Source organism: Rhizobium sp. IY2 (assembly GCF_047532935.1).
GTDB classification, from domain to species: domain Bacteria; phylum Pseudomonadota; class Alphaproteobacteria; order Rhizobiales; family Rhizobiaceae; genus Rhizobium; species Rhizobium anhuiense.
The window spans coordinates 47,283-60,425 of sequence record NZ_JBLKNU010000005.1 but is presented as its reverse complement, the minus strand read 5'-3'; the positions used below and the strand labels follow the sequence as shown (position 1 = coordinate 60,425).

The following is a 13,143-nucleotide window of genomic DNA, read 5'->3' as shown; positions in this document are numbered from 1 at the left end:
CAAGAGGGCAAAAGACTCGCACAAGGTTAAATTGGAAAAATCGGCGGCGAGATGGTTTGAGATGGGCCGTTTCCGCACAGAAACCGCTTCCGAAAGTGCAGTCCGCCTGATGATCTCACACGCTTCGAGTGGTCGCCGTATCGTCGTCAATGAGGCGCCCGTGGAACATGCCGCAGCGAGCTGCTCTTCGACAACAAGCGTTTTGAGCAGACAACGACTGCCGGAAATCAGGGCACTGGCCGTGCCGCCCCATCGACAGTCGCCAGGCATCGACTTCATCCGACATTGAATCTCGTGCTGGGGAACTGCGCGCGCCGCGCCAGCGTCATGCCACTTCCAACCGCTCACGGGTGAGACAACCGCAAAAAGGACCAGCAATGCCCCGAGTATCGATCTGCATCCCCGCCTACAAGCCGGATTTCTTTGAGCAAGCCTTGAAGAGTGCCATCGGGCAAAGCTATGGCGATACGGAGATTATCGTTTCAGACGATTGCCCAACGGATGCAATCGCAAATATCTGCGAGCGATATCAGCAGCATCTCTCCTATAGCCGAAATCCGAAGCCGAGCGAGTTTTCCAATGTCATCCGGCTGGCCAATCTTGCGAACGGCGAATACATCAAGTTTCTGTTCGATGATGACATTATCAACCCATTCTGCGTTCAGTTCCTGCTCGAGACACTGGAGGAGAGCCGCCATCTCGGCACGAGGCTCGCCTTTTCGCCGCGTTACCTGATCGATGGGAAAAACCGCATCACGTCGCTGGTCAATCACTTCGGCATCGCCGACCAGGCAAAGGTCATCGACGGCGGCGCCTTCATCCGTGTGACAGCTGTCAATCACATGAACCTGATTGGTGAATTCTCGAGCGTGATGTTCCGAAAGGACGATTGCTTCGACGAGAACGGCGCATTCCGCCTGTTTCGGGTCGATGAGGATGGGATCTTCCGCGGCATCCTTGATCTATCGGCATGGATCGATCTCGCCAAACGCGGCCCGATCATCGGACATCCGCATCCGCTTTCCTATTTCCGCCAGCATGCCAATTCGACCTCAAATCACGAGATCAATCCGCTCTTCATCAACGGCATTCTTTACTATGAGGAAGTGATGAAGATGGCCTTCGAAAAGGGCTATATGACAAGAGAGGATCTGCCGGCCTCCATGCGCCGTCTGCTCGAGCACTACGGCTACTGGCAGAACGCTTATCCGCAGTTGAGGGCCCGGATCGTCGACTTGCAGGCCATGCTGGCGAAGCTCTGATATTGCCGATAGGCTGCTGCAGGACAGATGCGGCTCTGCCGCCTTTGATTTCGCAGAGGTCTACAGGAAACGCTCGGACAGCGTAACGTAGTCCGGCTTTCCGGCGGAGGTGAGCGGTAGGGTTTCGGAGACAACCACCCTTGCAACAGACGGGTGGAAATTGAAGTTATCCTTCAACGCCGTCTGCGCTCGCTCCGCATCCGGCTCCCTGATGCAGACCATCAGCCGGTTTTCGGCACCGATGACGATGCAATCAAGCCCGCCGGACTTCAGCACGGACTCCGCATGATCGAGATTGACTGAAATTCCGTGCAGTTTGATGAAGCGCTTCTTACGGCCCACGATTGTGATGAACCCGTCCTCATCGATTTTGGCATAGTCGCCGGTATAAAGTTTACCGTGGAATTCGTCGCCCTTTTCAAGGTCTTGAGCGGAGGTCGCATAGCCCATCGACACGTTCTGGCCGACATAGAGCAGCTCACCTTCGCCGATCGGCTCGCCCGTTTCCGCGATCAAAGCTCGACCGCCGGGCAGCGGAATGCCGACGCTTCCCAGCTTCTCGATCGCCTGGCCGGGGGGGACATAGGAAATGCGCGGGGCAGCCTCGGTCTGGCCATACATGGTGAAATAGCGCACGCCATGATCGGCGAAATACTGCCAGAAATGGCGAGTCAGTTCCGGTGCCAGGCGCCCGCCGGCCTGCGTCACGCAGACGAGATTGCCAAGGCAGGCCTCGCTCAGGCGAATGCGCCGCAATGTTTCGAATGTGAAGGGCACGCCGGCAAGGTCGGTAACTCTCTCCTCTTCGATCATTTGCCAAATGCTCCTGTCGAGGATGGACTTATCAGTCAACACCATGCAGGCGCGCGCAAATATCGTATTGTGGAGAACGGAAAGCCCGTAGGAGTAATGAAATGGCAGAAGGCTGACCGTAATGCGTTCTCCGGTCATGCCGAGATATTCGACGATCGAACGCGTGCAGGCATCGATATTGTTGGCCGTCAGTCGCACGCATTTAGGGTCGCCTGTCGAACCCGAGGTGGGAATGAGCAAGGCAAGATCTTGATGCAGCGTCGTGTTTACGACCGACGACCGCTCGAACAGAGCCTTTGTGCCCAATCGCCCGTTTGGCGCATAGTCTTCCAGCGCCATCTCTGCGGGAGCGACGATGTAACGGGGGCTATAGGCTCCAACGGTGCGTTCCAGCGAGTGACGGGTCAGTTCACCGTCGACCAACATGGGCACGAGACCTTTCCGCAAGGCTCCCAGATAGGCCGCAACGGTTTCGGGCGACCGATCGCACAGAATCAGTACGATCGCCCTGTCGGCCTTGGAGAATAGCGCATCTCCGAGTCCGAAAACGTCGTTGTAGCTGTAGCGGCGTCCATCGGCGATCAGGAACGTCCTGTCATCGGCGCCATCCGAGAGGCTTTGCCAGAACATTCAGAACGACACGCCGTATTTCTCGAGCGTCTTCAGGCCGGTCTTGTACGAGCCGAAATCGACCACGTCGTCCATATCAAGCATGATGTCGAACGTATCCTCAAGAGATGCGATAAGCGCCATGTGACCAACCGAGTCCCAAGCGCGAATGCTCTGATACTGGAGGCCGTCGCTCAAATCCTCGGCGCCAATACCGAACGTTTCGATGAAGGCGGCATCGTATTTTTCTTTGTTGCTCATGTCTTGCTCCTACTTGAACACTTTTTTGTCTTCGTTCCTGCGAACGACGCGCGCGGGATTGCCCAGCGCAATGACTTCATCGGGAATGTCGATATGCACGACCGAGCCCATGCCGACAATTGACGAGTGTCCGATTTGCACGCGTTCCTTGACGAGTGCGCCCATGCCCAGATAACTCAACGTCCCGACTTGCGTGCCGCCGCCCAGATTGACCATGGATGAGACGACGCAGTTTTCTCCTACCACAATGTCGTGGCCAAGGATCGAAGCTGTATTGACGGCGACGTTTCGACCGATCTTTGCCGTCGCCTGGATGGAGACATGCGGCGCGACGATCACGCCGTCGGCAATCTCCGCATACTCAGAAATGAAGGCATCGGGGGAGAAGATCGATTGAAGCACGAGGCCCAACCTTTCCACCTTCTCGAGCAGAGCCTTCCGGGCAAAAGGTTCCCCGACTGCGATCGTCACTTTGGCGCCGGGAACGTGATCCCCCACGGCGACGACCGGAAACCCAAGCACCTCGGTCGCCGTCGGATGATCGACGATGAATGCACAATGGTGAGGTTGCTGCAGGCCTCGGCGGATTGCCGATTGCAGTATGTCCATGGTTTCAATGCCGAGACCGCCCGCCCCGTAGATGTACCAATGATCCAGACTCATGCTTCGATTTCCTATTGCAACAACTTTTCCTGCAGGAAACCGGCGATACCCTCGCCATCCAAGCGCGCAGCCTTCAGCATGAACGCATAATCACCAGTCTCGACGAAGCGATCCGGAATGCCATGGGTCACGATGCGCGGAAACGGCGTTCCCGAAGCATTGTAGTGATCAAGGATTGCGCTGCCGAGACCGCCGACCGTCGTGTGCTCCTCGATGACGAAAACCGTGCTGGCATGGCGGGCGACGTCAGCCAGTGCGACCGCATCCAGCGGCTTGATCGTATGCATGTTGAGGACGCCGACTTCCAGACCGGCTTCTTTCAGCTTTTCAGCAGCCAGAAGGCAATGCCCGACCGTGGTGCCGCTCGAGATCAGCATCACCTCGCATGGCGGCGTCAGCCAAACGGCCTTGCCGATTTCGAACGTGTAGTCTTCCGTATAGACGACCGGTGCATTGGGCGTGCCGGTCAGGCGGATATAGACAGGCTGGTCGAAGCCGACACAAGCCTCCAACGTCTTGTAAATTTCCGAGCAGTCGGCCGGCGATATGATCGTCAGGCCCGGCACAGTACGCATGACCGCGACATCCTCCAGGCCGAAATGGGAGTTGCCGAGATAAGCCATCGCCAGACCGCTACCAAGTGCAACGAGCTTCACCGGCTCGCCCATATAACCCATGTTCATGCGCACCTGTTCGCTTGCCCGCATTGAAGCAAAGGGCGCAAACGTCGAGGCAAACACGTCGAACCCCATGCGCGCGAGACCGGCAGCGCAGCCCACCATGTTCTGCTCGGCAATTCCGGTATTAAGGAATTGGTCCGGATATTCCTTGGAGAATCGGTCTAGACCGGAAGACCGGCCGAGATCGGCGCTCATCGCGATAATGTTCTCGTTTTCGGTCGCAAGCGCTGTCAGCGCCTGGCCATAAACAGCCCGCGGCCCGATGCGCGACCATGTGCGTGCATTGCGGCTCGACAACTCAACCACGGAATTCTCCTTCCGTTTCCAGCTCCGATCCAGTGCCCTCGCCGAGCGCCTTCAGGCACTCTTCATAGACAGTTCCCGTGATGCGATTGTGATGCCAATCGTTGTTATTCTCCATGAATGACAATCCCTTGCCTTTCACGGTACGGGCGACGATGGCGGTCGGCATATCCGCGACCTGCTTTGCCTGCTGGAGTGCCGACAGGATCTGATGGTGATCGTGGCCATCGACATTGATGACGTTCCAGCCGAAAGCTTTCCAGATGTTCGTCAATGCAATTCTATTGCTATAGGTGGCATTCGGCCCGTCGTTGCGGAATCCGTTCTCATCAATGATCGCGGTAAGGTTGCCGACGCCCATTTCCGAAGCCGAAGCGGCGCTCTCCCAGACGGACCCTTCATTGCATTCGCCGTCGCCGAGAAGCACATAAACACGACGGTCTTGTTTGCGCTTGCGCATACCAAGGGCGATGCCCACGCCATAGGCAAGGCCCTGGCCCAAGCTGCCATTGGAGCTTTCGATGCCGAGCGCGACCTTCTTTACCGGGTGAGCGATCAGATCGCTGCCGTTTGTCTGAAAGGTCGCAAGCTTTTCGGCGTCGAAATAGCCGAAGCGATGCAGCACCGCCAGATAGCCCAGCACTGCATGCCCCTTGCTAAGAATGAAGATGTCGCGACCGTCCCATTGAGGTTCATGGGGGCGATGCGAAAGCACGTCGCCGAAGAGCGTATTCAACAGCTCTACCATGCTCAGGCTACCGCCGATGTGCGCCGACTGTCCGCACCGAAACGCGGTGTCGACGATTATACGACGAACCCACGCACAGGACTCCTCGAAGCTTGTATTGATCATCAGGCTAGCTTGCATCTTTCGGAAGCGGTTTAGATCGGAATGGTCCATCTCAAACCATCCCATTGCCGATCCTTCCAATTGAAGCTTGTGCGGGTCTGTTGCCGCTTCGTTGCCCGCCCCAAGCCCGATCGAGACTGCCGGGCGCGCGGCCCGTGTTGCTCCAAAACCTCAAGGTTCGACTGGGTGCAAAGATGGTCACAAACCGTGATTATTAAGTTGACTCCAATTCTCCTGTTTGAGTAAACGCAACCTTAGCAGTGGCCGGAGGGGCGGCCGTCACACTGCCCGATATTGGTCTGACAGGGGATAGTATGACAGTGGGACTACAGGGAAAGTTGCGCATGTTCACAAGCCGATTGGTTGCGAGCAGCGCGTTGATAACGGTGTCGTTCGGATCGGCAGGCATCGGCTGGGCACAGGACAATTCGGCCGAAGAGGCGACGCAATTGGCCCCGATCGTCATAACGGGCAAGTCGGATCGTGTGGTTGGCCCGGATCGCACCATCGTCGCCAAGAATACCGCCACCGGCACCAAAACAGACACTCCGGTCATCGATGTCCCGGCCTCCGTATCGGTGGTGACGCAAAAGGAGTTGGAAGAGCGTCATGTGGACAATCTTCAGCAGGCGGTCGCTTATACTGCCGGCGTCTTTTCGGATGAGTTCGGCAACGACGACCGGTACGATTATATAAGAATTCGCGGCTTTGATCAGACGGCGCTCGGCACCTATCGGGATGGTCTGGCGGCGCGTATTCCCGCGTGGTTCACGGCCAGCCGCCTTGAACCCTATGGTCTTCAGCGCGTCGAGGTCCTGAAGGGATCGACTTCGACCCTCTTCGGTCTCAACGGTCCGGGAGGACTGGTCAATGCGATCACCAAGCGGCCCTTGGATGAGAAGCATGGCGAAATTTACACCTCCTATGGTGATGGCACCAAGGAAGTAGGCGCGGATTTCGGCGGGCCGATCGATCCCGACGGCGTGTGGAGCTACCGGCTTACCGCACTTGCCAAGGACGGTGATCAGGGCTGGGATCATTCGAACGACGACCGCACCTACGTTGCACCGGCCCTGACGATCAAACCGGAAGAGGGGACCTCGCTCACCATCCTGACCGACTATTACAAACGCGATGGAACGGGCGCGCGCGGATTTCCCACGGACGCCGATATCGATATCGACACCTTCCTCGGCGAGCCGGACTTCAATCGCTTCAATACGGAGCAGGCCGACATCGGCTATCAGTTCGAACACGAGATCAATGAAAATCTGACCTTTCGCTCGAATGCCCGCTATACGCATCTCGAGCTCGACTATGCCGAAGTCTATGGCGCATCACTGGATCCGACCGCCGATCGAACGGCGTTCTCGGTCGACGGCATGTCCAACCGTTATGCCATCGACAATCAGCTGCAATATGATGCGACATGGAACGGGATCGACAGCAAGACGCTGGTCGGCGTCGATTACACCAACGACAATACGCGCGAGAACATCCTGTTCGGGACGGCCGGACCGATCGATATCAACGACCCCGTCTATTGCGGTCTCTCCTGCATCAATCTCGGCCCGTACGTGAACTGGCGCGTCAAGCAGCAGGCGGTCGGGATCTACGCACAGGAGCAACTGACCTTCGACGACCGATGGATCGTTACCCTGGGCGGACGATGGGACCATGTCCACACGACTGCGGATTACCTCGACAGCGGGACAAGCGACGACGACACGGCGTCAGCCTTCACCAAGCGTGCCGGGCTGACGTATAAATTTACGCCGAATCTCGCAGCCTATGCGAACTATTCGGAAAGCTTCCAGCCGCTCGTCGCGCAGACCGCAAACGGATACACCGTGACGGGCTCGCTGAAGCCACAGGAAGGTGAACAATACGAGATTGGCCTCAAATATCGCCCTGATGGGTTTGATGGCCTCTTCACCTTGGCGCTGTTTGATCTTACCCAAACGAATGTGCCGAGCTATGTCACCCCTCTGGTTCAGGAGCAGATCGGCAAGGTGGGTGTGCGCGGCATCGAACTCGAAGGCAAAGCCGCAATCAACGACAGGCTTAATCTCACGCTTGCTTATTCCTATTGGGACGCCGAAATCCGCGAGGACGGCACCGGCGGCAACATCGGTAACCGGCCTTCACGCGTGCCGCGGCACTTGGCATCCGCCTGGCTCGACTACACGATCCCCGGAGACGGAAAGCGCGGCGACCTGACGCTCGGCGGCGGTGTGCGTTATATCGGCCAGTCCTATGGGGACGATGCAAATACCGTGTCGGTTGCCGCCTACACGCTGTTTGATGCCGCGGTCAGCTACAAGGTGACCGAGGACGTGACGCTTGCCGTCAACGCGACGAACCTGTTCGATCGCAAATATATCGCCAGCAGCTACTACGGAACTGAGTTCTACGGCGATCGGCGCAAGGTCGTCGGCACGCTGAAGTATTCCTGGTAAAGGTGACGGACGCCGCCTTGTCCGATCAAGGCGGCGTCCGCAATCTGAACGTCGAAGTTATAAGGATCGCTGCGCTGTAGCCAGTGTTCCAAGGCATCTATACCGAACGCCATGGTGAATGCTCATCTTTCGATGAACGGCCGCCCTTACCGTCTTTGACCATAGAAGCTATTCGCTATCGGTGCTGCCAGCGCCCTATCGTCGGAAGAAGCCGAACATCGCACCGGTATCCTGCTGGTGTCTGCCTCATGACCGGGGGCAGTAAGGCTTGCCCTCCGTCTGGTGCCAGCGCAGGCGCTTAAACCAGTTGTAGGCAGTCGCATCCCGCATCTTGGCGAGATCGAGCACCGTCAGCGTTCGGCACTCTGGCGAGAGCAGGAAATGCTGGCCCTTGGGCGTGTCGTCGGGGTTCGCCACGGCTCAACCACTCCGCCATCCGGAAGGCGGCTGGGCGTATTTCCAAGCCATCGACCAACACACTGACGGTCGACACCTCGGCGCGGGAGCGATGGGCAATGGCAGCGGTGGCGATGAGGGTCATGTTCAGACTCCAGAGGTCGACGGCAGGCACAGCAGATCGGCGGACGAAAAGGCCGCGGGAGATCAGAGCTGTATTTGTATCATCCTGAACATGATCCAGGTTCTTATCTGGACTTCGCGTCGAGGTCGACCGAAGGAGGTCTAAATGGTTAATTTTGGCGAGAGATCGAAAGCCTTTTGCTGGATATCCGTGCGACCCGCGATTGCTTTCGGCCCATTGCAGGCATGTGGAAATGAATGCCCAGATGTCGGGGCTTTCTTCCCAGAAGCCCATTGGGGCCTGATTTCAAAACTCGAATTCACATTTCGTCAGATGAGGAATGTTCTGCGGGTTGATGCCTATGTCCCGCAGGCGTTGCTCAGTAAGACGACGCAGGTCTCGCTTGAGGTAATGCAGTGTCCGCCGCCGGCGGGTTTCATCGTTGAATCGACGCACCAGATCGTGCATTTTTGAATTAAAAAAATTGAGGGTAATTTTGGTCGAGTTCATGTGGCATATTCCTTGCCGTTATCGCGGCGACCTGATATTTCTCGAATAATTGACATACTCGCATATTGAATGCGAGCAGGGAAACGAGTATTCTCGTTCAGAATTTCAAACTTTCTTTGAAGCAAAAATGAGCATAATTCCTGGAATGCGGGCGCTAAGAGCGCTTGATGCCTCGGGGCGACATCTGAACTTCAGTCGAGCGGCCGACGAACTTGGCCTGACCCCGGCGGCGGTCAGCTACCAGATCAAGGAAATCGAGGACCGGCTCGGCCTGTCGCTTTTCAAGCGCACCAATCGCTCGATCCGCACGACGGAGGCTGGATTGATCCTTTGCCGCGCATCCGGTGACGCGCTCGAACTCATGAAGCGTGCCGTCGCACAGGCCCGCAGGAGCGAGCGCGGCTCCCGCCACCTGAAAATCACCGTCGATCCGGACTTTGCAGTCAAATGGCTGATGCAGCGGCTGAAACGCTTCCGTGGCGCTTGGCCGGAAATCGACCTGCGCTTTGATATCTCCCCCGAGGTGCGCGACTTCGAGCTGGACGACATCGATATCGGCATTCGCTTTGGCACGGGAAACTATCCCGGCCTTTGCGCTGATCGATTGTTTGATGACGTTGTCGTGCCCGTATGCAGTCCTCGGCTACTCGCGTCCGAGAGGCCCATTCGAACGCCGACTGATCTGCTTGATCACACCTTGGTCCATATCGAATGGGAGCGACAGGGTGTCGCGTGGCCGAACTGGTCGACGTGGATGGCGGCTGCCGGTATCGACGCCTTCGACGACAGTCGTACGGTTGCGCTCGCCACGTCATCGGAAATGCTTCAAGCCGCGATCAGCGGGGATGCTGTGGCACTTGTGGACCTCACCACTGTCGCAAACGATCTGGCCGAGGGGCGGCTTGTCCGGCTTTTCGATCTTGGCATCCCGATTCCGTCCGAACTCGCCTATTTCCTCGTGTATCCGCAGGAAACGGCTTCCGATCCCCGTGTCGTCGCCTTTCGCGAATGGATTCTTGACGAGGCGGAACAGATGCCGGGTCAGGAATCGCGAACACCTGCATCCGATGAAAAGGGGCGCGGGACCAGAGAGGCTTAGGCAGCCCAAGCCGTGCATCGAATTGCCCAACCAGAGGCAACATGTCCGAAGTATTCACACCCTCTACTCTGAAAAGCGTCACTCTCCGCAATCGCATTGCCGTTCCGCCGACGTAGGCTCCGTGGCAACGTTGTCAATAACCCAATCAACGTCAGCCGCATTCATGGGAATGCTGGCCTGAAATTCTGTTTTGATTCAGAGGCGTAAGGCGCTTTTGGTGGTCTTTGCTACCTAATGCCGGGCCTTCCTGTGGCAACCCTCAGCCGACACCGCGCTTGCGCATCATCAGCATCAGGAACGGTGCTCCGATGAGTGCGGAAACGAGACCGGCCGGGATCTGATAGGGCGATACGATCGTGCGGCCAACAAAATCGGCGGCAACCATAAGCCCCCCGCCGATCAGAGCGGCGCCAGCCATTTGCGGCAACGCGCGCGTCAGTCCCGCCTCCCGCGCCAGGTGAGGTCCCATCAGGCCGATAAATGATAAGGGGCCAACCGTCAGCGTCGCGGCGGCCGTCAACAATCCTGCGAGGCCAAAAAGCGCAAATCGCGATTTCGCCAATGGTACGCCGACCGCCGCCGAAGGCGACGGCCCAAGGGGAAGTATGTCAAGCCAGCGGCGGGCGGCGAGCGCGACGGCAATCAGCACAGCGCCAAGCGCTACCTCCGTTGCCGCGGTCGACCCTTCGATAAGGTAGGTGGACCCGCTCATCCAGCGCATCAGCAGAACGGCTCTCGGATCTCCGGTCGAGCTCAACACGCCGACGACGGCATCGACCATCGCGCTTAAGGCAATGCCCGCAAGCAGGACTCGCTCGGGAGCGAAGCCCGATCGCCGGGAACTGGCGAAGATGATGGCAAGCACACTGATCGCACCGGCCACGGCAAAGGCAAATTGACCGGAAAATCCGGGAGCGACGGCAAAGAGGGCAATCGCAACGCCGAAGGTCGCGCCGGCACTGATCCCGAGAACTTCGGGACTTGCCATTTCATTTCCGGTCAACCGCTGAAGGATCGAGCCCGCGACCGCAAGCATCGCGCCCGATGCCAGAGCGGCGAGGATTTTAGGTATCCTGATGGCAAGGACATCGTACGAGAATTCGCCGGAAGCGAAGGCCCAGCCGCCATTGACGTCACGTCCGAGAAAAACGCTGGCCATCAACAGCATAAGCAGGCCGGCAGCGGCGATGAGGACCGGTGCGGTTCCATTCCATCGACGTGACTGTCCGAACGCCGGCGCTTGCTGCAATCTATGACGGATCTTCAGCCGCGGCAGGAGCGCGAGGAGCAGCGGCGAACCGAAGATGGCCGTTACCGCTCCCGTCGGCAAGAAATCACCAAGCCCGCCTGCGACCAGTTGCAGAACAGAGTCGGCGAAGAGAAGCAGCCCGGCGCCGATCAGGGGAGACCAGAAGATGAGCTGCGCGGGACGCCGCGCTCCGGACAATCGTGCGATCGTCGGCGCGACCAGTCCAATGAAACCAATGACGCCGACGGCGCTGGTGACGAAGGTAGCAAGCGCGACAGCAAGCGCGACGACAACGAAACGCAGACGGACCAATCTGACGCCGAGCGCCGTGGAACTGCTCTCGCCAAGATCGAGCAGCGAAAGCGGCCTGATCACGAAAGTGCAGACGATCGCGGCGACGCTCAACTTCCAAAGAAGCGACAGGGGAATGACCCAGCTTTGCTGCGCCAGCGAGCCGGCACCCCAGATGAACAGGCTCGAGAGATAGCGCTGGTTCAGATAGATCAGGATGGCAGAGAGGCCGCCACACCATAGGCTGAGAACCAGCCCCGACAGAACAAGCGAATAAGGCGAAAAACCGCGGCGCGCCCCAAGGCTGACGACGATCACGGCCGCGGTCGCACTGCCGATCAGAGCGACAATATCACGGCCGGCGCCCAGCAAGTCCGGGAGAAACAGAGAGGTTACCACCAGCGCCAGGTTTGCTCCGGCCGACACGCCGAGAGTGGTAGGGTCGGCGAGCGGGTTTCGCAAAACCTGCTGAAACAGCGCACCAGACAAGGCAAGCATAGCGCCGGCAATGAGCGCCGTCGCAAGGCGGGGAAGCGTCGAATAGTACAATACCATTCGCGTGACATCGTAATTCGGTAACGCCATTTCAGACAGCGCAGGAGCGGCAAGAAACCACGATGCCGCGCCTCCACCGCCAATCAGGAGAAGGAAGACTAATGCTGGCCCGATATTGTCGCGGCGGGATATCATCATGCTTCTTTTTCCAGAAGATCTGTCAAAAGGCCCGCGAAGCGCATGGCCTCGTTCACCATGCCAAACATCAGGGCCGGCGGCAGAATTGACAGGTGGCCGGGACGCGCAAAGGCCAACCTGTTCCACAGCGGGCTCTGAGCGAGTTTCGGAAGAACGTCCGGAGGAACGGGGTCGAAGGCGATCAGACGCGCATCTGGATCGGTGATCTTGGAGAGCTCTTCAATGCCGATCGTTTCAAAACCCCAATAATTCGACTCTCTGGTCCAGGCGTTCCGGACACCGATGCGCTCGAGCACATTGTGGAACAGCCCGGGACTCGAATAGATGCGGACATGGCGGGCATCCATGAAATTCACCAGGGCGACCGGCGGCAGGTTCTTGTCCGCCAGGCGGCTGCGGCATCGCTCGAAGAAGGCGTCGGAGCGCGCGAGGAACTGCTCCGCCTCATTCTGACGACCAAGCTCAACGGCCAATTTGCGCGTCGCCGCAATGGCAGCGGGAAGAATAGCTCCAATGCCCGGCACAAAGATTTCCAGCCGAACGACTTTCGCCACCGACTGCAGCTTGGGCAAGAGCTCATCGAGGTAGGGTGTGGTCAGGATGATATCGGGCTTCAGCGCGACGAGAATTTCAAAATTGACCTCGAACGCACTGCCAATATCGACGACGGATTCTGGCATTCGCGGCTCGACAACCCATCTGTCCCAATCGGCGAGGTCCGAGATCCCGATCGGAGGCAATCCGAGGGATAAAAGCGTGGACGCAAGACCGTAGTCGAGGCTGACGACCCTTGGGCCGATCGATTGCGCAAACAGCGGAGCTGGAATGACCGAGGCCGCCGCGAACTGTAGAAGGAAGCGCCGCGAAACACCCATTGAACG

At 58.1% G+C, this 13,143-nt stretch carries 12 protein-coding genes; 3 read left to right on the top strand and 9 right to left on the bottom strand.

Features of this window, described 5'->3' with window-relative positions; all coding sequences use genetic code 11:
- The first annotated feature begins 377 nt into the window (after nt 1-377).
- Complete coding sequence (locus ACMUVN_RS18075; protein ID WP_063474000.1) at nt 378-1,262, top strand: glycosyltransferase family 2 protein; 885 nt, start codon at nt 378-380, stop codon at nt 1,260-1,262.
- Between the two features lie 60 nt (nt 1,263-1,322).
- Here the strand turns inward: ACMUVN_RS18075 and ACMUVN_RS18070 are convergent, their stop codons facing one another.
- Genes ACMUVN_RS18070 through ACMUVN_RS18050 form a run of 5 tightly spaced genes read right to left on the bottom strand, consistent with a single transcriptional unit; the run spans nt 1,323 to nt 5,492 of the window.
- Nucleotides 1,323-2,705 (bottom strand): AMP-binding protein, encoded by a 1,383-nt coding sequence (locus tag ACMUVN_RS18070; protein ID WP_097543279.1) that lies wholly within the window; start codon nt 2,703-2,705, stop codon nt 1,323-1,325.
- On the bottom strand, nt 2,706-2,945 hold the full coding sequence (locus ACMUVN_RS18065) for a hypothetical protein (RefSeq protein ID WP_007637453.1): 240 nt from the start codon (nt 2,943-2,945) through the stop codon (nt 2,706-2,708).
- 9 nt (nt 2,946-2,954) lie between these two features.
- Nucleotides 2,955-3,608 carry an acyl-ACP--UDP-N- acetylglucosamine O-acyltransferase gene (locus ACMUVN_RS18060; protein WP_047613827.1) on the bottom strand — a complete coding sequence of 218 codons (654 nt, stop codon included), beginning with the start codon at nt 3,606-3,608 and terminating at the stop codon, nt 2,955-2,957.
- An 11-nt stretch (nt 3,609-3,619) separates the two neighbouring features.
- Entirely contained in the window at nt 3,620-4,594 is a 975-nt protein-coding gene (locus ACMUVN_RS18055; RefSeq protein WP_047613829.1) for a transketolase family protein, read from the bottom strand.
- Entirely contained in the window at nt 4,587-5,492 is a 906-nt protein-coding gene (locus ACMUVN_RS18050) for a transketolase (protein WP_414815354.1), read from the bottom strand. Before ACMUVN_RS18050 ends, ACMUVN_RS18055 begins: the two co-directional genes overlap by 8 nt.
- 263 nt (nt 5,493-5,755) lie before the next feature.
- On the opposite strand from ACMUVN_RS18050, the gene ACMUVN_RS18045 reads away from it, so the two are divergent.
- On the top strand, nt 5,756-7,900 hold the full coding sequence (locus ACMUVN_RS18045) for a TonB-dependent siderophore receptor (protein ID WP_097595416.1): 2,145 nt from the start codon (nt 5,756-5,758) through the stop codon (nt 7,898-7,900).
- Between the two features lie 246 nt (nt 7,901-8,146).
- Here the strand turns inward: ACMUVN_RS18045 and ACMUVN_RS18040 are convergent, their stop codons facing one another.
- Nucleotides 8,147-8,317 carry a hypothetical protein gene (locus tag ACMUVN_RS18040; RefSeq protein WP_165932250.1) on the bottom strand — a complete coding sequence of 57 codons (171 nt, stop codon included), beginning with the start codon at nt 8,315-8,317 and terminating at the stop codon, nt 8,147-8,149.
- Between the two features lie 409 nt (nt 8,318-8,726).
- The gene (locus tag ACMUVN_RS18035; RefSeq protein WP_132574763.1) at nt 8,727-8,930 is read right to left on the bottom strand and encodes a DUF1127 domain-containing protein; all 204 of its coding nucleotides are present in this window, start codon (nt 8,928-8,930) and stop codon (nt 8,727-8,729) included.
- A 127-nt stretch (nt 8,931-9,057) separates the two neighbouring features.
- Between ACMUVN_RS18035 and gcvA the strand changes: the two genes are divergently transcribed.
- On the top strand, nt 9,058-10,029 hold the full coding sequence (gene gcvA, locus ACMUVN_RS18030; protein ID WP_132574959.1) for a transcriptional regulator GcvA: 972 nt from the start codon (nt 9,058-9,060) through the stop codon (nt 10,027-10,029).
- 259 nt (nt 10,030-10,288) lie between these two features.
- Here gcvA and fhuB read toward each other — a convergent pair whose 3' ends face one another.
- The gene (gene fhuB, locus ACMUVN_RS18025; RefSeq protein WP_132574957.1) at nt 10,289-12,259 is read right to left on the bottom strand and encodes a Fe(3+)-hydroxamate ABC transporter permease FhuB; all 1,971 of its coding nucleotides are present in this window, start codon (nt 12,257-12,259) and stop codon (nt 10,289-10,291) included.
- The gene (locus tag ACMUVN_RS18020) at nt 12,259-13,137 is read right to left on the bottom strand and encodes an iron-siderophore ABC transporter substrate-binding protein (RefSeq protein WP_132574761.1); all 879 of its coding nucleotides are present in this window, start codon (nt 13,135-13,137) and stop codon (nt 12,259-12,261) included. Before ACMUVN_RS18020 ends, fhuB begins: the two co-directional genes overlap by 1 nt.
- Between the last annotated feature and the right edge of the window lie 6 nt (nt 13,138-13,143).